General features: G+C 73.2%; 18 protein-coding genes. 14 read left to right on the top strand and 4 right to left on the bottom strand.

Annotated elements, in window-relative coordinates:
- Positions 1-155 precede the first annotated feature (155 nt).
- Together RM844_RS18895 and RM844_RS18900 are read left to right on the top strand one after the other, a co-directional pair.
- The gene (locus tag RM844_RS18895) at positions 156-1,127 is read left to right on the top strand and encodes an acyl-ACP desaturase (RefSeq protein WP_311668449.1); all 972 of its coding nucleotides are present in this window, start codon (positions 156-158) and stop codon (positions 1,125-1,127) included.
- Positions 1,128-1,531: 404 nt separating this feature from the next.
- Positions 1,532-3,142: an ABC-F family ATP-binding cassette domain-containing protein gene (locus RM844_RS18900; protein WP_311668450.1), complete on the top strand. Its 1,611-nt coding sequence runs from the start codon at positions 1,532-1,534 to the stop codon at positions 3,140-3,142.
- 25 nt (positions 3,143-3,167) lie between these two features.
- On the opposite strand, the gene RM844_RS18905 is transcribed toward RM844_RS18900, so the two are convergent.
- Complete coding sequence (locus RM844_RS18905) at positions 3,168-4,934, bottom strand: ABC transporter ATP-binding protein (protein ID WP_311668451.1); 1,767 nt, start codon at positions 4,932-4,934, stop codon at positions 3,168-3,170.
- Positions 4,935-5,547: 613 nt separating this feature from the next.
- Between RM844_RS18905 and RM844_RS18910 the strand changes: the two genes are divergently transcribed.
- A complete protein-coding gene (locus tag RM844_RS18910; protein WP_311668452.1) occupies positions 5,548-6,114 on the top strand; it encodes an ATP-binding protein in 567 nt (188 codons plus the stop codon).
- Here RM844_RS18910 and idi read toward each other — a convergent pair.
- The 3 genes from idi to galE all read right to left on the bottom strand — a co-directional run bounded on the left by idi (position 6,089) and on the right by galE (position 8,950).
- Positions 6,089-6,658 carry an isopentenyl-diphosphate Delta-isomerase gene (gene idi, locus RM844_RS18915; protein ID WP_311668453.1) on the bottom strand — a complete coding sequence of 190 codons (570 nt, stop codon included), beginning with the start codon at positions 6,656-6,658 and terminating at the stop codon, positions 6,089-6,091. The genes RM844_RS18910 and idi overlap by 26 nt on opposite strands.
- A 184-nt stretch (positions 6,659-6,842) precedes the next feature.
- Positions 6,843-7,793, bottom strand: coding sequence for a cation diffusion facilitator family transporter (locus tag RM844_RS18920; protein ID WP_311668454.1), 951 nt, complete (start codon positions 7,791-7,793; stop codon positions 6,843-6,845).
- 176 nt (positions 7,794-7,969) lie between these two features.
- A complete protein-coding gene (gene galE / locus RM844_RS18925) occupies positions 7,970-8,950 on the bottom strand; it encodes a UDP-glucose 4-epimerase GalE (RefSeq protein ID WP_311668455.1) in 981 nt (326 codons plus the stop codon).
- Between the two features lie 206 nt (positions 8,951-9,156).
- On the opposite strand from galE, the gene RM844_RS18930 reads away from it, so the two are divergent.
- From RM844_RS18930 to RM844_RS18980, 11 genes are all read left to right on the top strand, one after another.
- A complete protein-coding gene (locus tag RM844_RS18930) occupies positions 9,157-10,983 on the top strand; it encodes a DUF5941 domain-containing protein (protein ID WP_311668655.1) in 1,827 nt (608 codons plus the stop codon).
- Positions 10,980-11,732: a phosphocholine cytidylyltransferase family protein gene (locus RM844_RS18935; protein WP_311668456.1), complete on the top strand. Its 753-nt coding sequence runs from the start codon at positions 10,980-10,982 to the stop codon at positions 11,730-11,732. Before RM844_RS18930 ends, RM844_RS18935 begins: the two co-directional genes overlap by 4 nt.
- Positions 11,720-12,781 carry an iron-containing alcohol dehydrogenase family protein gene (locus tag RM844_RS18940; protein ID WP_311668457.1) on the top strand — a complete coding sequence of 354 codons (1,062 nt, stop codon included), beginning with the start codon at positions 11,720-11,722 and terminating at the stop codon, positions 12,779-12,781. The genes RM844_RS18935 and RM844_RS18940 overlap by 13 nt, the downstream gene beginning before the upstream one ends.
- A complete protein-coding gene (locus RM844_RS18945; protein WP_311668458.1) occupies positions 12,759-13,544 on the top strand; it encodes a CDP-alcohol phosphatidyltransferase family protein in 786 nt (261 codons plus the stop codon). The genes RM844_RS18940 and RM844_RS18945 overlap by 23 nt, the downstream gene beginning before the upstream one ends.
- Positions 13,545-13,591: 47 nt before the next feature.
- On the top strand, positions 13,592-14,437 hold the full coding sequence (locus RM844_RS18950; protein ID WP_311668656.1) for a glycosyltransferase family 2 protein: 846 nt from the start codon (positions 13,592-13,594) through the stop codon (positions 14,435-14,437).
- An 89-nt stretch (positions 14,438-14,526) separates the two neighbouring features.
- Positions 14,527-15,441, top strand: a complete 915-nt coding sequence (locus RM844_RS18955) for an ABC transporter permease (RefSeq protein WP_311668459.1) — start codon at positions 14,527-14,529, stop codon at positions 15,439-15,441.
- Positions 15,434-16,234 carry an ABC transporter ATP-binding protein gene (locus tag RM844_RS18960; protein WP_311668460.1) on the top strand — a complete coding sequence of 267 codons (801 nt, stop codon included), beginning with the start codon at positions 15,434-15,436 and terminating at the stop codon, positions 16,232-16,234. The genes RM844_RS18955 and RM844_RS18960 overlap by 8 nt, the downstream gene beginning before the upstream one ends.
- A 168-nt stretch (positions 16,235-16,402) precedes the next feature.
- Entirely contained in the window at positions 16,403-17,308 is a 906-nt protein-coding gene (gene hpnC / locus RM844_RS18965) for a squalene synthase HpnC (RefSeq protein WP_311668461.1), read from the top strand.
- 11 nt (positions 17,309-17,319) lie between these two features.
- The gene (gene hpnD, locus RM844_RS18970; protein WP_311668462.1) at positions 17,320-18,252 is read left to right on the top strand and encodes a presqualene diphosphate synthase HpnD; all 933 of its coding nucleotides are present in this window, start codon (positions 17,320-17,322) and stop codon (positions 18,250-18,252) included.
- Positions 18,249-19,667, top strand: coding sequence for a hydroxysqualene dehydroxylase HpnE (hpnE, locus tag RM844_RS18975; protein WP_311668463.1), 1,419 nt, complete (start codon positions 18,249-18,251; stop codon positions 19,665-19,667). Before hpnD ends, hpnE begins: the two co-directional genes overlap by 4 nt.
- Positions 19,664-20,746: a polyprenyl synthetase family protein gene (locus tag RM844_RS18980; RefSeq protein WP_311668464.1), complete on the top strand. Its 1,083-nt coding sequence runs from the start codon at positions 19,664-19,666 to the stop codon at positions 20,744-20,746. The genes hpnE and RM844_RS18980 overlap by 4 nt, the downstream gene beginning before the upstream one ends.
- Positions 20,747-20,782: the final 36 nt, after the last annotated feature.

Here is a 20,782-nt window from a genome sequence, read left to right on the forward strand (position 1 = left end):
GTCAGTTGACGCGTTCCGAAACGGCCAGGGCCAGGCGGCCCTGGCCGTTTCGGGTGTGAGTTGGCACGCAGAACCTTGCCAGACGCGCGAGTAACAACCTACGGTGCCGTAACCTACGGTGTCGTAAGTACTCTTGGAAGCGCGCGGGAGATCATGTGACCCTCGACCCAGCCCACCCCACCGGTAGATCTGGCGACTGGACTGACGCCCGGCTGATTTACGCGTTGGAGGAGGTCGTCGAGACCGAGTTGAACCGCCATCTCAAGGTGGCCAAGGACTGGATGCCGCACGAGTACGTGCCCTGGAGCGAGGGCCGGAACTTCGACGGGCCGTTCGACGGCGAGCCGTGGGCGCTCGAACAGTCCAAGGTGTCGGACGTCGGCCGCACCGCCCTCGTGGTGAACCTGCTGACCGAGGACAACCTGCCCAGCTACCACCACGAGATCGCCTCGATCTTCGGGCGGGACGGCGCCTGGGGCACCTGGGTGCACCGGTGGACGGCGGAGGAGGGCCGGCACGGCATCGTGCTGCGCGACTACCTGCTCGTCACCCGCGCGGTTGACCCGGTCCAGCTGGAGCAGTTCCGGATGGCCCACATGTCCGAGGGCTTCGAGTCGGACAACCAGCACTCCATGCTGCACTCCGTGGCCTACGTAGCCTTCCAGGAGCTGGCCACGCGTATATCGCACCGGAACACCGGCCACGAGTCGGGCGACCCGGCGTGCGACCGGCTGCTGGCCCGGATCGCGACCGACGAGAACCTGCACATGGTCTTCTACCGCAACCTGCTCCGCGCGGCCTTCGAGATCGCGCCGGACCAGACCATGTGCGCGGTGCGGGACGTGGTGGTCAACTTCCGGATGCCGGGACACGGCATCCCCGGCTTCGAGCGGGCCGCCGTCCGGATGGCCATCGGCGGCATCTACAACCTGCGCATCCACCTGGACGACGTGCTCCAGCCGGTGCTGCGCTACCTGAAGGTGATGGAGGTCAGCGGGCTCGGCCCGGAGGGCCTCAAGGCGCAGGACGAGCTGGGCAGCTTCCTGGGCGGCCTGGACGCCGAGGCGCGGGTCTTCGACGAGCGGCTCGCCGCCCGGCGGGCCCGGATGGCCGCGCGCAAGGCGTAGCGACGCCCCACCCCCGCCGGCCGGGCCCGGCCGGCGGGGGCCTCGTGGTGGGCGGGCCGGGCCCGGGGGAGCACCCCGGTTGCCCGGCCCCCCCACCGCTGGTTACACTCGCCGACGTCTCTGTCGTCGACGTCGGGAGATCCGTTGAACATCTGAGGTCATGACACCGCGAGCCCGGTGGGTTCGTGCCGTAGCCGCCCTTCGCGCGCGGCCCGCACGAGCGCCCAGCTCCCCGCGGATGACCTCGGAAGTTTCGGGATTCCCCTCTCGACCAGTCGCTTCGACGCTGGTGGACTTCCCCGTCACTCGGTGCTCCCTCTCGGGCCCGGTGTCTCCCTGTGGTCTCTCAACCCACTCCGGCCGGGCGCCAGGCGCTGCGCGGCCGGTCCACCCACGGAGGCTCCATGTCCACCGGAACCACGCACGTCACCTGCCAGCGACTGGTCTTCGACTGGCCTGACGGCACCCGCGTCTTCGACGGCCTCGACCTGGCGATCGGCCCCGGCCGCACCGGTCTGATCGGCGTCAACGGCAGCGGCAAGTCCACCCTGCTCAAGCTGATCGCCGGCGAGCTGACCCCGTTGGCCGGCACCGTCCGGGCCGAGGGCGAGATCGGCTACCTGGCGCAGAGCCTCACCCTGGACACCGAGGAGCCGGTCGACCGGCTGCTGGGCATCGACCGGGCGCGCGCCGCGCTGCACGCCATCGAGGCGGGCGACGTGGCCGAGGAGCACTTCACCGCGCTCGGCGACGACTGGGACGTGGAGGAGCGCACCCGCGCCGTCTTGGACCAGCTCGGGCTGGCCCACGTCGATCTCGACAGCACCGTCGGCCGGGTCTCCGGCGGCGAGACGGTGATGCTGCGGCTCGCCGCCCTGCTGCTGCGCCGGCCCGACGTGCTGCTGCTGGACGAGCCGACCAACAACCTGGACCTGCGGGCCAGGGAGCGGCTCTACGCGGCGGTCCGCGCCTGGCGCGGCGTGCTGGTCGTGGTCAGTCACGACCGGGAGCTGCTGGAGCACGTCGACCAGGTCGCCGACCTGCGGGACGGGCAGGTGGTCAGGTTCGGCGGCACGCTGGCCGCCTACCAGGAGGCGCTCGCCGTCGAGCAGGAGGCCGCCGAACGGGGCGTGCGCGCGGCCGAGGCCGACGTGCGGCGGCAGAAGCGGGAGTTGATCGAGGCGCACGACAAGTTGGCCGGCCGGGCCAGGGCCGGCCGGCGGGCCGGCGAGACCGCCGGCCTGCCGCGGATCGTGGCCGGGGCGCGGAAGCGGGCCGCCGAGGTGTCCGCCGGGAAGCACCGGATCCTGCACGAGGAGCGGCTGGCGGACGCCAGGGAGCGGCTCAGCGAGGCGGAGGCCGCCGTCCGGGAGGACGACGAGATCCGGGTGGAGCTGCCGCACACCGCGGTGCCCGGCCGGCGCCGGGTGCTCACCCTGCGGGAGCTGGAGCTGCGCAACGGCACCCGGGCGGAGCTCTCGGTGCTCGGCCCGGAGCGGATCGGCCTGGTCGGGGCCAACGGCGCGGGCAAGACCACGTTGCTGAACACCATCGCCGGCCGGCTGGCGCCGACCGCGGGCGAGGCGCGGGCGCACGTCCCGCTGCGGTACCTGCCGCAGCGGCTCGACGTGCTCGACGGCGCGCTGTCGGTCGCCGACAACGTGCGGGCCCTGGCGCCGTCGGCGGAACCGCACCGGGTGCGGGGCCACCTGGCGCGCTTCCTGTTCCGGAAGGACGGCCCGGACCAGCTGGTGGGCACCCTCTCCGGCGGGGAGCGGTTCCGCGCCACGCTGGCCGCGTTGCTGCTGGCCGAGCCCGCCCCGCAGCTGTTGCTGCTGGACGAGCCGACCAACAACCTCGACCTGGCCAGCGTGCGGCAGTTGACCTCGGCGTTGACCGCCTACCGCGGCGCGCTCCTGGTGGCCAGTCACGACGTGCCGTTCCTGCGCGAGTTGGGCCTGACCCGCTGGCTGGAGGTGGCGGACGGGGAGGTGACGGAGACCGGGCCCAGCTGAGCCGGGCCCGGCCCCGCCGGGCGGGTCAGGTGATCTGACCCGCCTGGAGGCGGGCGTAGACCCCGTCCCGCCGCAGCAGTTCGGCGTGGGTGCCGATCTCGGAGATCCGGCCGTGCTCCAGCACCACGATGCGGTCCGCGTTCCGGACCGTGGAGAGCCGGTGCGCCACCACGAACACCGTCCGGCCGCGCATCAGCCGGTCCATCGCCTCCTGCACCAGCGCCTCGGAGCGGGTGTCCAGCGCCGAGGTGGCCTCGTCCAGCACCAGGATGCGCGGGTCGCGGATCAACGCCCGGGCGATGGCGATGCGTTGCCGCTGCCCGCCGGAGAGCCGGGCGCCGCGCTGGCCGACCACCGTCTCCAGTCCCTCGGGGAGCCGTTCGACGAACTCCAGGGCGTTGGCGTCCCGCAGCGCGGCCCGGACGGTGGCGGTGTCCACGTCCGGCATGCCGTAGCCGACGTTCTCCGTGATGGTGCCCTCGAAGAGCACCGACTCCTGGGGTACCACGGACAGGAAGCGACGGTAGCTGCGCAGGTCGAGGGTGCTCATGTCGGCGCCGTCCAGCAGGATGCGGCCCGAGGTCGGGCGGATGAAGCCGATCAGCAGGTTGAGCACGGTGGACTTGCCGGCGCCCGAGGCGCCGACCAGCGCGATGGTCTGGCCCGGCGGCACGGTGAGGTCGAAGTCGACCACGGCGGCCGGGCCCTCGCCGTCGTAGCGGTAGGTGACCTGCTCGAACTGGAGCCGGCCCTTGACCTCGTCGACCTCGTTCTTGCCGGCGTTGACCTCCAGGTCGGGGGCCTGGAGCACCTCGCCGGCCGAGCGGACCGACTCCAGACCCTTGGTGATGATCGGGGCCAGACCCATCAGCATGGTGGTGGAGCCGGTGAGCGTGGTGAAGAAGGTGCTCAGCATGACCACGTCGCCCGCGGTGATCGGCAGCCAGGCGTGGTAGGAGATCATCGCGGCGCCGGCGAGGAAGCCGATGCCGATGGCGTTGAGCAGGATCCAGGCCAGCGCCCCGAAGTGCCCGTTGAGCAGGTCGAGCCGTATGCCGGCCCGGAGCACCTGGCTGAGTGAGCCCTCCACCCGGCCGATGGCGGTGCGCTCCAGGCCGTGCGCCCGGGTGACGGGGATCAGGCTGGTCATCTCGCCCACCCGGGTGGAGAGTTGTTCGACCTGTTTGCGGAACTGCGCGTTCTTGCTCCGCAACCGGGTGCGGAGCCGACGGATCAGCAGTGCGGCGGCGGGCACCACGAGCACGAAGGCGGGCAGCGCGGACGGCACCCGGAAGGCGATCACGGCGAGGCCGCCGGTGAGCGTGATGATGGCGGCCAGCCCGGTGTCCGCGCTCTGCTGGGCGGAGACCTCGATGTTCTCGACGTCTCTGATCACCTTGGTCTGGAGGGCGCTGGCGCTGACCCGGGCGTGGTAGCCGATCGACAGCTCCTGCATCCGGCGGCAGAGCGCCGAGCGCAGGGCGGTGCCCACCCGGCGCACGCTGCCGTGCATGCAGCGGACGTAGAGCAGGTGGGTCGGGTAGTTGAGCAGCAGGACGACCAGCAGCACCGCGGTGTTGGTGCCGAGTTCGGAGATCGGCCGGTGCTGTACCACGATGTCGATGATGTTGGCGGTGACCAGCGGCAGCAGCCACACGGGGCTGTGCTTGACCACGAACGCGAGGACGGCGACCAGGAGCCGCAGGCGGTCGTCCCGGAAGAGGTAGGCGAGGGTCCGCACCGGATGTTCCCCCCGGTAGCGATGCTCCAGGGGACCTTGCGGAAGAGCCATGACAGCAGCACTCCAACAGCCAGGGAAACGGGTCGGGTTGACCTTGCCCCTGAAGCCACTCGAACACTCATCGAAATGGCGCCTGGAAGTGGGCTCTGCCCTATTCCTTATGGTTCGAGGTAATTCATATATATCGTGATAGTAGGCATGTATGGGGCTGCCTGTACCGAAAGGTACCAGGTGGTCGCCACCTGGTAGTCAGATTTCTCAACTTCCGTATATTCGCGACGCCGTAGCGTCGTGCACCGGCGCTCGCGCCGGTGCACCGCGTCCCGGCCGGTTCACCACCGTGCGCCGGTCCGGAAGGGTGAGCGCTGTCAAGGCGATGCGAACAGACGCGCGTGCGGGGGATGAGGGTGTGTGCCGGCGGTCTGCCCCGGAGTGAAACGTTGCGCCCCGGGCGAATGGTCGCATCCTCCGGTAACTCGGTCACTCACGAAAGCAGTTGGTCGGTTAGCGCCAGTTTTCTCATGAGTTTCGTGCACCGGGTCATGTTGTGCTGGCACATGCCAAGACTCGACACAGCGGGTAACCCCGTGGCGACTCCGCCGCTCGCCCATGCCCAGCCGGGCGTGGGCGGCCCCATCCGCTGCGCAGACGAGGAGAAAGGCCCGTGACGAACATCGTGGACAGGTCGTCGGAAGCCCGGCCGCACCCCGGCCATGTCAGCCATGGCCCGCACCCCGACCACCCCGGTCGCCCCGAAGCCGCCGCGCCGCCGCCCTGGCAGGGCAGCTGGCGTTTCACCCTCGCCCCCCAGGACAGCTCGGTGCCGCAGGCCAGGCACGCGGTGCGTGACCTGCTCCGCCGGCGCGCCGCGCCGCTGAGCGCCGACCGGCTGCACGGCCTGATGCTGATCCTCACCGAGCTGGTCACCAACGCCGTCCGGCACGCGGCCCTGCTCACCCCGGCCATCGGCGTCGAGGTGACCGTCGACCCGCACTGGGTCTGGGTGCGGGTCGAGGACGGCCACCCCTACCGGCCGCAGGCGCTCGCCGCCAGCCCCGAGCGGCACCACACCGGCGGGCGCGGGCTGCTGCTGGTGCAGGCCACCGCCCAGGAGGCCGGCGGCTCCTGCGGGGTCCGGGCCACCGCGGTGGGCGGCAAGGTGATCTGGGCCGTGCTGCCGCTCGACCGGCTGCCCGGCCGGCCGGCTACCAGCCGGCCGAGCCCCCGGTGAGCTCCCGGACCGCCGGCCGGGCGGCGTCCAGCACGGTGCCGAACCAGGCGGAGAAGGTGCCGTCCGCGCGCAGCCCGGCCAGCTCCTCCGGGGTCACGAAGGCGGTCTCCGCCACCTCCGCCGGGTCCGGGCGCAGCGGCTGCCGCGCCATCCCGACGAACAGGTGGTTGTACTCCCGCTCCACCAGCCCCGAGGCCGGGTCCGGGTGGTGGTACTGGACAGTGCCGGCCTCGCCCAGCAGCGCCGGGGCGGCGCCCAGCTCCTCGACGGTCCGCCGGGTCGCCGCCAGGAACGGTGCCTCCCCGGGGTACGGGTGGCCGCAGCAGGTGTTGGACCACACCCCTGGCGAGTGGTACTTGCCGAGCGCCCGGCGCTGCAACAGCAGTCGACCCTCGCTGTCGAAGAGGAAGACGGAGAACGCGCGGTGTAGCTGCCCCGGCGCCTGGTGGGCGGCGAGCTTCTCCGCCGTCCCGGTCGTGCGTCCCTCCTCGTCCACCAGCTCCAGCAGGATCGCCTCGGTCGACACGGTCGCGCTCTGGGACATGTGCACCTTTTCGTTTCTGGCTGCGTCTCGGGCCTGGTCTCGGGCGGTCTCGCGGGCTGGGCCCGTGGTCCCCCGCCGGCCGCGACCCGGTCCCGGGCCCCGGCCCGGCCACGCGCGCCGGCGTCGCCGACCGCGCCGGCGCGGGGCCCTCGGGCACGGCCCCGCTCCAGTGTGCCGCACCCGGTCAGTGGCAGAGGCCCGCTTCGTGTTCCTCGTGCCCGGAAGGCTCCAACTGGAAGGTGCAGTGCGCCACGTCGAAGTGGCTGCCCAGGCAGTTCTGCAACTCGTGCAGGGTCCGCTCGTGCCCGACCTCGTCCAGCACCTCCGGGCTGACCACCACGTGCGCCGAGAGGACGGGCATCCCCGAGGTGATCGTCCAGACGTGCAGGTCGTGCACCCCCTCGACGCCCGGCAGCCGCAGGATGTGCGCCCGCACCTCGGCCACCGCCACGTCCCTGGGCGCCGACTCCAGCAGCACCTCAAGCGCCTCCCTGGCGAGCTTGACGGTCCGCGGCACGATCATCAGTGCGATCAGCAGTGAGGCCACCGAGTCGGCGCGCTGCCAGCCGGTCAGCAGGATCACGCCGGCCGCCACGATCACCGCGACCGAGCCCAGCGCGTCCGCCAGCACCTCAAGGAAGGCGCCCCGGACGTTGAGGTTCTCCCGCTGCCCGCGCATCAGCAGGGCCAGCGAGAGGCAGTTCAGCGCCAGCCCGACCAGGCCGAAGACGATCGTGGCCCCGCCCGGCACCTCGGCCGGCTCACGCAGCCGGCTGATCGACTCCACCAGGATGTAGCCGCCGACGCCCAACAGCAGCAGACAGTTGACCAGGGCCGCCAGGATCTCCATCCGGGCCAGCCCGAAGGTCCGCCGCTCCCGGTCGGCCGGCCGGTTGGCGAAGTGGATCGCGACCAGCGCCATGCCGATGCCCACCGCGTCCGTCGCCACATGGCCCGCGTCGGCCAGCAGGGCCAGCGAGCCGGTGAGCACCGCGCCGATCACCTCGGCGACCAGCAGCAGCCCGGCGATGCCCAGCGCCATCCACAGCCGGCCGCGGTAGGCCGCTCCCCTGGTCGCCGGGGCGCCGTGCTCGTGCCCCCCGCCGTGGCCTCCGTGCTGGTGACCCGCGCCCATTCGTGCCGCCCCCTCGTCGTCGGTTCCGCAACCCAGTGAACTACGGGTGGGGGGTATCCGGCAACGCGGTACTGAAGACCGTTGTCATGTGCTCTGACCTGCGGCTTTCCCTTTCCTTCCGAAAGCTGGCCGAAGCGCTTCCTGAGCAGCGGCGATGCCCGGCCGGCGGGCGCGGGTCAGCCCGCGTCGGCCTGCCGTCGCCAGCCATCCCAGGCGGAGCCGACCATCTCCGCCAGCCCGTGCCGGGCGACGAAGCCGAGCCGCTCCCGCGCCAGCTCGGCCGAGGCCACCACCCGCGGCGGGTCGCCTGGCCGCCGCTCCGCCACCACCGGCGCCGCCGCGCCCGTCACCTCGGTCACCGCCGCCGCCAGCTCCCGCACCGAGACGCCGACCCCGGTGCCCACGTTCACCGTGAGATCCCCGGCCGGTGCCTCCGGCGCGACGCCGGCCAGCAGCCGGGCCGCCGCCAGATGGGCCGTCGCCAGGTCCGCGACGTGGACGTAGTCCCGCACGCAGGTGCCGTCCGGCGTCGGGTAGTCGTCCCCGAAGATCACCGGCGGCAGCCCCGCCTCGATCCGCTCGAAGAACAGCGGGATGACGTTGCCCGCGCCCCGGTCGGCCAGCTCGGGGACGGCCGCCCCGGCGACGTTGAAGTACCGCAGGCAGACCGTGTGCACGCCGTGCGCCCGGCCGGCGGCCCGCACCAGCCACTCGCCGGCGAGCTTGGTCTCGCCGTACGGGTTCACCGGCCGACAGGGCGTCTCCTCGGTCACCAGCGGGACGTCGGGGGAGCCGTAGACCGCGGCCGACGAGGAGAAGACCAGCCGCCGCACCCCGGCCGCCGCCACCGCCGCCAGCAGGGTGGTCAGCCCGCCCACGTTGTCCCGGTAGTAGAGCAGCGGCTCGGCCACCGACTCGGCGACCTGCTTGCGGGCCGCGAGATGGACCACGCCCGTCACCCCGTGCTCCGTGAGCGCGCCGGCCACCAGCGGGCCGTCCGCCACCGAGCCGCGCACCAGCGGCACCCCCGGGGGCAGCCGCTCCGGCAGCCCGGTGGAGAGGTCGTCCAACACCACCACGCGCTCTCCGGAGGCGACCATCGCGCGCACCACGTGCGCTCCTATGTAACCGGCCCCGCCGGTGATCAACCAGCTCATGGCGGCAGCCTAACCCCTGCCTCGGACAACGTGACTTCGCACGGTGTCGGTGCCATCGCGTAGGGTCACAATCGACGTTCTGGGGGCGTCAGAAGTGAACCGTGGGTTTCCCCACCCCAACGCCGTTCTTGCCGCGCGATGGTCATCAGATAATCTCTGCCGACATGCCGCCGCAGAGCGCGGAGTTGTCGCAAGGAGTGAGTCAGCTGTCCAGCGCCATCCTCACCGGTCCACCCGTGCCCGGTTCCTCCGTTGAGGACGATCTGCGGGCGCTGGGATTCACCGTCTCGGTGGTCGCGCGGCCGGCCGAGCTGGCCGCCGCGGTGGCCGCCGTGCCGGCCGGTGAGCGGGTCGCCGTGGTGGACGCCGGGTTCGTCGGCCACCGGCACAGCCTGCGGCTCGGCCTGACCGACCCCAGGTTCGCCACCGCGGCGATCCCCGGCGCCGTCGCCGCCGGCCCCGCCGGCCGCCCCGCCCTGGCCGCCGCGGTCGCCGCCCTCGACGAGCCGGCCGGGCCGCCCCCGGCGGAGCCGGCCGGCGCCCCGCTGGCCGCCCCGCCGGCCGCCGGCCGGCTGGCCGACCGGCTCGCCGAGCTGCTGGCCGCGGGCGACGCCCCGCCGCACCGCCCCGAGCTGGGCACCCTGGTCGCCGAGGTGCCGGCCGACGAGCCGGCCAGGGCAGCGGCCGCCGGCCGGGTCGCCGCGGTCGACGAGGAGGCCGTCCGGCTGCGCTCGGCCGTCAAGTCCAGGGACGGCTTCACCACCACCCATCTGGTGAGCCCCTACTCCCGCTACCTGGCCCGCTGGTGCGCCCGCCGCGGCCTCACGCCCAACCAGGTCACCACCGCCTCGCTGGTCACCGCGCTGGTCGCGGCCGGCTGCGCGGCCACCGGCGAGCGCCTCGGCTTCGTCGCCGCCGGCCTGCTGCTGATGGCCTCCTTCGTGCTGGACTGCGCCGACGGCCAGTTGGCCCGCTACGCCCTCAAGTACTCCACCCTGGGTGCCTGGTTGGACGCGACCTTCGACCGCGCCAAGGAGTACGCCTTCTACGCCGGCCTCGCCCTGGGCGCGGCCCGCGGTGGGGACGACGTCTGGGCGTTGGCGCTGGGCGCCATGGTGCTCCAGACCTGCCGCCACATCGTGGACTTCGCGTTCAACGAGTCCCATCCGCCCAGCCCCGCCGGCGGCGCGGCCAACGCCATCTCCGGCCGGCTCGACCGGATCGGCTGGACGGTCTGGGCGCGCCGGATGATCGTCCTGCCGATCGGCGAACGCTGGCTGCTGATCGCCGTGTTGACGGCGCTCACCACTCCGCGGACGACCCTGCTGGTGCTGCTGGTCGCCAGCGGGCTGGCCGCCTGCTACACCACCGCCGGCCGGCTGCTGCGCTCGCTGCGCGCCCGCGGCGTCGCCGCCTCGGCCCCCGCCGCGCTCCGTGGCCTGGCGGACAACGGGCCGCTCGCGCTGGCCGCCGGCCGGCCCCGGCTGCCCGGGCCGCCGGCCCCGGTCTGGGCGCTGCTGGCCGTGCTGCTCCTGCTGGCCACCCTGCCGCCCGTGGTGGGCGCGGGCAGCTGGCTCGCCGTGCTCGGCGCACTCGGCTACGGGATCGCCGCCGGCCGGGCCGCCGCCCGGCCCCTGCGGGGCGGCCTCGACTGGCTGCTCCCGCCGCTCTTCCGGGCCGGCGAGTACCTCACGATCCTGCTGCTGGCCGCCCACAGCGAGGTGAACGGCGCGTTGCCGGCGGCTTTCTGCCTGGTGGCGGCTAGCGCCTACCATCACTACGACACGGTGTACCGCCTCCGCGGCGGTGCCGGGGCGCCCCCACGCTGGCTGGCCATGGCCACCGGCGGTCACGAGGGTCGTGTCCTGGTGGTCACGGTCGCCGCCGCCCTCTGGGCGGACGGCCAGGGCTTCACCACCGCGCTCGCGGTCCTCGCAGGGGCCGTCGCGCTCCTGGTGCTGGGGGAGAGCATCCGTTTCTGGATCTCGTCCCAGGCGCCAGCCGTACACGACGAAACAGGAGAACCCGCATGATCGGCCTCGTGCTGGCCGCCGGCGCCGGACGGCGTCTTCGCCCCTACACGGACACCCTGCCCAAGGCACTCGTGCCCGTCATCGAACGGGAGGGCGAGGAGAGCACCACGGTGCTCGACCTGACCCTGGCCAACTTCGCCGAGGTCGGTCTCACCGAGGCCGCCATCGTGGTCGGCTACCGCAAGGAGGCCGTCTACGAGCGCCGCGCCGAGCTGGAGCGCCGCTACGGCGTCCGGCTCACCCTCGTGGAGAACGACAAGGCCGAGGAGTGGAACAACGCCTACTCCCTGTGGTGCGCCAGGGAGGTCATCGCCGAGGGCGTGATCCTGGCCAACGGCGACACCGTGCACCCCGCCTCGGTGGAGCGCACCCTGCTGGCCGCCCGGGGCGAGGGCCGCCGGATCATCCTCGCGCTGGACACGGTCAAGTCCCTGGCCGACGAGGAGATGAAGGTCATCGCCGACCCGGAGAAGGGCGTGCGCCGGATCACCAAGCTGATGGAGCCCGCCGAGGCCACCGGCGAGTACATCGGGGTGACCCTGATCGAGCCGGAGGCCGCCGCCGAGCTGGCCGACGCGCTGCGCACCACCTACGAGCGCGACCCGCAGCTCTACTACGAGGACGGCTACCAGGAGCTGGTGCACCGCGGCTTCCGGATCGACACCGCCCCGATCGGCGAGGTCAGCTGGGTCGAGATCGACAACCACGAGGACCTCGCCCGGGGCAGGGAGATCGCGTGCCGGTACTGACCCGCCTCATCCCGTCCCCGGTCTCGGTCGAGATCGCCGCCGGGGCCCTGGACAACCTGGCCGGGCTCCTGGCCGACCAGCGGGTCTCCTCCTCCGGCCGGCTGGCCGTCGCCATCAGCAAGGGGTCCGGCGCCGCGCTGCGCGAGCGGCTCACCCCGGCGCTGCCGGGCGCCGACTGGTACGAGGTGGCCGGCGGCACCATCGACGCCGCCGTCCAGCTGGCCGACGCGATGCGCTCGGGCCACTACGACGCGGTGGTCGGCCTCGGTGGCGGGAAGATCATCGACGCCGCCAAGTACGCCTCCGCCCGGGTCGGCCTGCCCATGGTCGCCGTCGCCACCAACCTGGCGCACGACGGCATCTGCTCGCCGATCTCCACCCTGGACAACGACGCGGGGCGCGGCTCCTACGGGGTGCCGGCGCCCATCGCGCTGGTGGTGGACCTTGAGGTGATCAGGGACGCCCCGCCGCGCTACGTCCGCTCCGGGGTGGGCGACGCGATCTCCAACATCTCGGCGATCGCCGACTGGGAGCTGTCGCACCGGGAGACCGGCGAGCAGATCGACGGCCTGGCCGCGGCCATCGCCCGGCAGGCCGGCGAGGCGGTGCTCCGGCACCCGGGGGACTGCTCGGACGACCGCTTCCTGACGGTGCTGGCCGAGGCGCTGGTGCTGGGCGGCATCGCCATGTCCATCGCCGGGCACAGCCGGCCGTCCTCGGGCGCCTGCCACGAGATCTCGCACGCGCTGGACATCCTCTACCCGAGGCGGTCGGCGCCGCACGGCGAGCAGGTCGGCCTCGGCGCCGCGTTCGCCATGCACCTGCGCGGGGACGCCGAGGGCTGCGGCCTGTTCGCCGAGGTGCTCAGGCGGCACGGGCTGCCGGTCCGCCCGGAGGAGATCGGCTTCTCCACCGACGAGTTCGTCACCGCCGTCGCCTTCGCCCCGCAGACCAGGCCGGGCCGCTACACCATCCTCGAACACCTCGATCTGACCACCGACGAAATCAGGGACGCGTACGCGGACTATGTCAAAGCCATCGGTAGCTGAACTCCGCCCCGTGGTGCACCCCGCCGGCGTCAAGGACCGCCGGAGCGGGGAGCACTGGGCCGGTCGCCTGTACATGCGGGAGATCTCCCTGCGCTGGACCAGGCACCTGGTCAACACCCGGGTCAGCCCCAACCAGCTCACCTATCTGATGGTTCTCGCCGGGGTCGCGGCCGGCGCGGTCCTGCTGGTCCCCGGCCTGGTCGGGGCCGTGCTGGCGGCCCTGCTGATCCAGCTCTACCTGCTGCTGGACTGCGTGGACGGCGAGGTGGCCCGCTGGCGCGGCCAGACCTCGATCACCGGCGTCTACCTGGACCGGGTCGGGCACTACCTCGCCGAGGCGGCGCTGCTGGTCGGCTTCGGCGTGCGGGCCGCCGACGTGTTCGGCCAGCACGAGTCCTCGGCGAACTGGCTGTGGGCCTTCGTCGGGACGGTGGCGGCGCTCGGCGCCATCCTGATCAAGGCCGAGACGGACCTGGTGGACGTGGCCAGGGCGCGCAGCGGGCTGGCCGCGGTCAAGGACGAGGCGGCCACGCCGCGCTCCTCCGGTCTCGCGGTGGCGCGGCGGGCCGCCGCGGCGCTGAAGTTCCACCGGCTGGTCGGCGGGGTCGAGGCGTCGCTGCTGATCCTGGCGGTCGCGGTGCTCGACCTGGTGGACGGCGGGCTCTTCTTCACCCGGCTCGGGGTGGCGGTGCTGGCCGCGATCGCGGTGCTCCAGACCCTGCTGCACCTGGTCTCCATCCTCGCCTCCAGCAGGCTGCGGTGACCGCGTCGGAGCCGGCGGCGCTGTCCGTCGGCGCCGTGGTGCTGACCATGGGGGACCGCCCGGTCGAGCTGCGGGCCCTGCTGGACTCGGTGGCCGCCCAGGAGGGCGAGCCGGTCGAGGTCGTGGTGGTGGGCAACGGCGCGGAGCTGCCGCCGTTGCCGCCCGGCGTGCGGGGTGTCGAGCTCCCGGAGAACCTCGGCATTCCCGGTGGTCGGAACGTCGGCATCGAGTCCTTCGGCCCGGCCGGCTCCGACGTCGACGTGCTGCTGTTTTTGGACGACGACGGGCTGCTTCCGGACAAAGAAACGGTCCGGCTGGCGCGGGAGGCGTTCGCCGCCGATCCTGGCCTCGGCATCATCAGCTTCCGGATCGCCGACCCCGACACCGGGGTCACCCAGCGCCGCCACGTTCCCCGGCTGCGCGCCTCCGACCCGATGCGCTCCTCCCGGGTCACCACCTTCCTCGGCGGGGCCAACGCGGTGCGGACCGCCGTCTTCCGGGACGTCGGCGGGCTCCCGGAGAACTTCTTCTACGCCCACGAGGAGACGGACCTCGCCTGGCGCGCGCTGGACGCCGGCTGGTCCATCGACTACCGGGCGGATCTCCTGCTGCACCATCCGACGACCGCCCCCTCCCGGCACGCGATGTACCACCGGATGGTCGCCAGGAACCGCGTCTGGCTGGCCCGGCGGAACCTGCCGGTCCCGCTGGTCCCCGTCTATCTCGGGGTGTGGCTGCTGCTCACCCTGGTCAGGCGCCCCTCCTGGGCGGCGCTGCGGGCCTGGTTCGGCGGCTTCGCCGAGGGCTGGCGGACCCCGTGTGGTCAACGCAGGGCGATGCGTTGGCGTACGGTATGGCGCCTGACCCGGCTGGGACGACCTCCTGTTATCTGACAAGCTCGGGTCTGAGACCATCCTGGGGCCGTCGCGCGTACGCGCGGCCTCTACCGCCCTGTGCCCTGCGAGGACGAAAGTTTCCCAAGGTGAGTGAGACCACGCATGAGAGTGCGTCCCCCCGCGAAGTATCACCAGCCGAACTCGCGGCCCTTCACGGTCTGTCGGTCAGCGGCGCCCGCCCCTCGCTGACGCAGTACATCCGGCAGCTCTGGGGGCGGCGTTACTTCATCCTCGCCTTCTCCCAGGCGAAGCTGATGGCCCAGTACAGCCAGGCCAAGCTCGGGCAGCTGTGGCAGGTCTTCACCCCGCTGCTGAACGCCTTCGTCTACTTCCTGATCTTCGGCCTGCTGCTCCAGGGCCGGGGGAACATGGAGAACGACGAGTACATCCCGTTCCTGGTCACCGGGGTCTTCGTCTTCACCTTCACCCAACAGTCGGTGCTCTCCGGGGTCAAGTCGATCTCCGGCAACCTCGGCCTGGTGCGGGCCCTGCACTTCCCCCGGGCCTCGCTGCCGATCTCCTTCTCGCTCCAGCAGCTCCAGCAGCTGCTCTACTCGATGATCGTGCTGGCCGTCATCGTGGTCAGTTTCGGGCACTTCCCCCGCTGGACCTGGCTCCTGGTGGTGCCGGCGCTGGCGCTGCAACTGGTCTTCAACGTCGGCCTGGCGATGATCATGGCCAGGCTCGGCTCCTCCACCCCCGACCTGGTCCAGCTGATGCCGTTCGTGCTGCGGACCTGGATGTACGCCTCGGGTGTCATGTTCCCGCTGCGCTACATGGTGGAGAAGCTGGACGGGGCTCCCGTGTGGCTGGCGGACGTGCTGGCGGCCAACCCGGCCGCCGTCTACATGGACCTGATGCGGTACGCCCTGATCGACGGCGCCTACCATGACAGCGTTCCGATGACCACCTGGTGGTTCGCCCTCGGCTGGGCCGTGGTGATCGGGATCGGCGGCTTCGTGTACTTCTGGAAGGCTGAGGAGCGGTACGGTCGTGGCTGAGGGCAACACTCCCAACCCCCTGCGGGTGGTCGACGACGGCCGTGTCCCCACGGTGATCGCCGACGACGTGCACATCGTCTACCGGGTCAACGGCGCCGCCAAGCGGGGCAACGCCACCGCCGCGCTGCGCCGGATCATCCGCCGCGAGCCGAACGCCCGGGTCCGCGAGGTGCACGCCGTGCGCGGTGTCAGCTTCGTGGCCTACCGGGGCGAGGCGATCGGCCTGATCGGCTCCAACGGCTCCGGCAAGTCCACCCTGCTGCGGGCCATCGCCGGCCTGCTGCCGCCCGAGTCGGGCAGGGTCTACACGGACGGCCAGCCCTCGCTGCTCGGCGTCAACGCGGCGCTGATGAACGACCTCACCGGCGAGCGGAACGTGGTCCTCGGCGGCCTGGCGATGGGCATGACCCGGGACCAGATCCGCAGCCGGTACGCGGACATCGTCGAGTTCTCCGGGATCAACGAGAAGGGCGAGTTCATAACCCTGCCCATGCGCACCTACTCCTCGGGCATGCAGGCCAGGCTGCGGTTCTCCATCGCCGCGGCCAAGGACCACGACGTGCTGATGATCGACGAGGCGCTGGCCACCGGCGACAAGAAGTTCCGGCGCCGCTCCGAGGACCGGATCCGGGAGATGCGGTCCCAGGCCGGCACCGTCTTCCTGGTCAGCCACAACAACAAGACCATCAGGGACACCTGCGACCGGGTGCTCTGGCTGGAACACGGCGTGCTGATGATGGACGGTCCCACCGAGCAGGTCCTCAAGGCCTACGAGGAGGAGACCGCCAAGTAGGCGGCCCGCTCCGGCGGTCGGCCCGCGCGCGTGGCGGCCGACCGCCGGGAACCCTCGGGGCCCCCGGGCCGTTTCCCTGACCGGGCCGGGTAGCGTGTCCGGTCAAGGCGGTATGGGAACCCGAGGTAAAAAGACAAGCATGACGGCAATGGTGAAGACGGGTCCCACGTGGTGACCGCGGCGGCCGACGAGTCGGTGGCGGAGACGCTGGCCAAGGCCGCTCACGAGAACTTCCCCGTAGCTCCCGGTTTCCTGCCCCGGGCCTGGCGGGACGACCTGATGGCCGTCTACGGCTACGCCCGGTTGGTGGACGACATCGGCGACGGCGACCTGCCGCCCGGCGGCTCGGACGCCGTGCTGCTGGGCGTCGCCCCGGAGCGCCAGGACGATCGGACGGCCCTGCTGGACGCCCTCGCCGCGGACCTCGACCGCGCCTTCGCGGACAGCGGCCCAGGCCCGGGCCACCCGCTGGTCCGCGGCCTGGTCCCCACCATCCGCCGCGCCGGCCTCACCCCCGATCCGTTCCGCGCCCTGCTGGAGGCCAACCGCGTCGACCAGCGGGTGCGGCGCTACGAGACGCAAGCCCAGCTGCTCGACTACTGCGAGCTGTCCGCCAACCCGGTCGGCCGCCTGGTGCTCGCCATCACCGGCACCGCCACTCCGGAGCGGCTGCGTCAGTCCGACGCCATATGCACCGGCCTCCAACTGGTCGAGCATCTCCAGGACGTCGCCGAGGACCTCGCCAGGGGCCGGATCTACCTCCCGGCCACCGCCATGCGCCGGTTCAGGGTCACCGAGAAAGACCTGGCCAGGCCCACCGCCAACGCCTCCGTGCGGACCCTGGTCGCCTACCAGACCGATCGGGCACGTAGGCTGCTGGACGAGGGCGCACCCCTGGTGGGCGGCGTCCACGGGCGGCTGCGGCTGCTGCTCGCCGGGTTCCTCGGCGGCGGATACGCGGCGGCCCACGCCATCGCCCAGGCCCGGTACGACGTGCTGGCCGGCCCCCCACGCGCCAGCCGGGGCCGACTGCTGTACGCGGCGGCCACCGCACTGCGACAACGAGGAACGTGAGGCTCCCGCCCGTGACCAAGAGCCCCACCCCGACGGCGCCGGTGCTCGCCGCCTACCAGTACTGCGAGGCCGTCACCGGCCACCAGGCGAAGAACTTCGCCTACGGCATCCGGCTGCTGGCCGCCCCCCGCCGCCGGGCCCTCTCCGCGCTCTACGCCTTCTCCCGCCGGGTCGACGACATCGGCGACGGCCCGCTGCCCGCGGCGGAGAAGGAGACCCGCCTCGACGAGACCCGGCAGCTGTTGGCCAGGGTCCGCGCCGACGAGGTCCCGGAGGACGCCACCGACCCGGTCGCCGTCGCCCTCGCCGACGCCGCCCGCCGCTACCCGATTCCGCTGGGCGGCCTGGACGAGCTGATCGACGGCGTGCTGATGGACGTCCAGGGCCGCCGCTACGAGACCTGGGACGAGCTGCGCGGCTACTGCCGCTGCGTGGCCGGTGCCGTCGGGCGGCTCTCGCTCGGTGTCTTCGGCACGGTGCCCGGCGTGCGGAACGCCGACCGGGCGCCCGAGTACGCCGACACCCTGGGGCTGGCCCTGCAACTGACCAACATCCTGCGGGACATCAGGGAGGACGCCGGCAACGGCCGCAGCTACCTCCCCGACGAGGAGCTGCGCAAGTTCGGCCTGACCGACGGCGCCCACCACTTCCCGCCCAGCCGGGACGCCGACTTCGCCGGCCTGATGCGCTTCCAGGTGCGCCGGGCGCGCGAGCTGTTCGCCGACGGCTTCCGGCTGCTGCCCATGCTGGACCGCAGGTCGGGCGCCTGCGTCGCGGCCATGGCCGGGATCTACCACCGGCTGCTCGACCGGATAGCGGCCGACCCCGAGGCGGTGCTGCGGGGCCGGGTCGCGCTGCCCACCGCGCAGAAGGCGCTGGTCGCCGTCCGTGGCCTGGCCGGCCTGGACGCCCGCCGAGCCGCCGTCCCCCGGGGGACGGCGTGACCGGCGACCGCCGCCGCGCCCTGGTGGTCGGCGGCGGGCTCGCCGGCACGACGGCCGCGCTGGCGCTGGCGGCGCGCGGGCAGCGGGTCACCCTGGTCGAGACCCGCCCCCGGCTGGGCGGGCTGGCCTTCTCGTTCCGCCGGGAGTCGGCCGTCGGCGAGCTGACCGTGGACAACGGCCAGCACGTCTACCTGCGTTGCTGCACCGCCTACCGCGGGCTGCTGGAGCGCATCGGCGGCGACCGGCTGGCCCCCGTGCAGCGCCGGCTCGATGTGCCGGTGCTCGATCCGGAGCGTCGCCGGCTGGGCCGGATCACCCGCTCGGCGCTGCCCGTCCCGTTCCACCTGGCCGGCGGGCTGGCCCGCTACCCGCACCTGGGCCTCGCCGAGCGCGCCCTGGTGAGCCGCGCCGCGCTGGCGCTACGCCGGCTCGACCCGGCCGATCCGGCGCTGGACGACCGGAGCTTCGCCGACTGGTTGCGCGCCCACGGCCAGAGTCCGCGCGCCATCGACGCGCTCTGGGACCTGGTGGGCGTGGCCACGCTGAACGCCAGGGCCGAGGACGTCTCCCTGGCGCTGGCCGCCAAGGTCTTCCGTACCGGGCTGCTCAGCGCGGCCGGCGCGGCCGACATCGGCCTGCCCCGGGTGCCGCTGGGCACTCTCCACGACGAGCTGGCCCGCGCCGCGCTGGACCGCGCCGGCGTGCGGGTGCTGCTGGCCACCCGCGCCAGGTCGCTGCGGGCCGCGCCCGGCGGCGGCTGGCGGCTGGGCGTCAGCAGCAGGCCCGGCCAGGGCCACCGGCCCGACCAGGAGCTGGCCGCCGACGCGGTGGTGCTGGCCGTCCCGCAACAGGCCGCGCACCGGCTGCTGCCGGCCGGCGCGCTGCCCGACCAGGACCGGCTGCTGGCCATCGAGAACGCGCCGATCCTCAACGTGCACGTGATCTACGACCGGCCGGTGCTGCACCGGCCGTTCTTCGCCGCGGTGAACAGCCCGGTGCAGTGGGTCTTCGACCGCACCGCCCCGTCCGGCCTGGCCGCGCTGCCCGGCGCCCGGGGCGGGCAGTACCTGGCGCTCTCCCAGTCCGCCGTGGGGGAGGAGATCCAGCAGCCGGCCGAGGTGTTGCGCAAGCGCTATCTCCCGGAGCTGGTCCGGCTGTTGCCGCGGGCGGCCGAGGCCAGGCTGCTCGACTTCTTCGTCACCAGGGAACGTACCGCCACCTTCGCGCCCAGCCCGGGGGTCGGCCGGCTCCGCCCCGGCCCCGTGACGGGCGCGCCGGGCCTCTACCTCGCCGGGGCGTGGACCGCCACCGGCTGGCCAGCGACCATGGAGAGCGCGGTGCGCAGCGGCCTGACGGCCGCGCGCGCGGCTGCCCAGGGAGCGTCCACCCCCCAACCGGCTAAGGAGCCCGTGTGAACCCGGCCGCCCCCCGCCCAGCAGAGCCCTCGGCGTCCGCCCAGGCCGTCACCGAACTACTGGAGCGCAGCCGCGCGTTGACCACCCCGGCGCTGCGTGCCGCGGTCGGCCGGCTGGCCCCGCCGATGGACACGGTGGCCGCCTACCACTTCGGCTGGATCGACGCCGACGGTCGGCCCACCGAGGCCGACAGCGGGAAGGCCGTCCGGCCGGCGCTGGCGCTGCTCTCCGCCGAGGCGGCCGGCGCCGCCGCCGAGGTCGGCGTCCCCGGCGCGGTGGCCGTCGAGCTGGTGCACAACTTCTCGCTGCTGCACGACGACCTGATGGACGGCGACGAACAGCGCCGGCACCGGGACACCGTCTGGAAGGTGCACGGCCCGGCCCAGGCGATCCTGGTCGGCGACGCGCTCTTCGCGCTGGCCGGCGAGCTGATCCTGGCGGCCGGCGACGACGCGACGGCGGCCCGGGCGGCGCGCCGGCTGGCCGCCGCCAGCCGCCAGCTGATCGACGGCCAGGCCCAGGACATCGCCTTCGAGCACCGCGAGCGGGTCAGCGTCGACGAGTGCCTGACGATGGAGGGGAACAAGACGGGCGCGCTGCTCGCCTGCGCGGCCTCCATCGGCGCGGTGCTGGGCGGCGCGGACGAGCGGCTCGCCGACGCGCTCGACACCTACGGCCGCCACCTGGGGCTGGCCTTCCAGGCGGTGGACGACCTGCTGGGTATCTGGGGCGACCCGCGCAGCACCGGCAAGCTCACCTGGAGCGACCTCAGGCAGCGCAAGAAGTCGCTGCCCGTGGTGGCCGCGATGGCCGCCGACGGCCCGGCGGCCGGCCGGCTGACGGCGCTGCTGACCGCCGACGCGAAGAAGAGCCGCGAGGAGTTCGAGGACTTCGACGAGGCGGAGTTCGCCGCCAGGGCCGCGCTGATCGAGGAGGCCGGCGGCCGGCAGTGGACGGCCGACGAGGCCCGGCGCCAGTACGACACCGCGGTGGGCGCGCTGGCCGGGGTGGAGCTGCCGGCGGCGACCAGGGAGCGGCTGACCGCGCTGGCCGACTTCGTGGTGGTGCGCAGCAAGTAGCCCGGCCCCGCCGGCTCCCCGGCCGCTGGCCCGTCG

The organism is Streptomyces chisholmiae, assembly GCF_031845445.1.
Classification (GTDB): domain Bacteria; phylum Actinomycetota; class Actinomycetes; order Streptomycetales; family Streptomycetaceae; genus Streptomyces; species Streptomyces chisholmiae.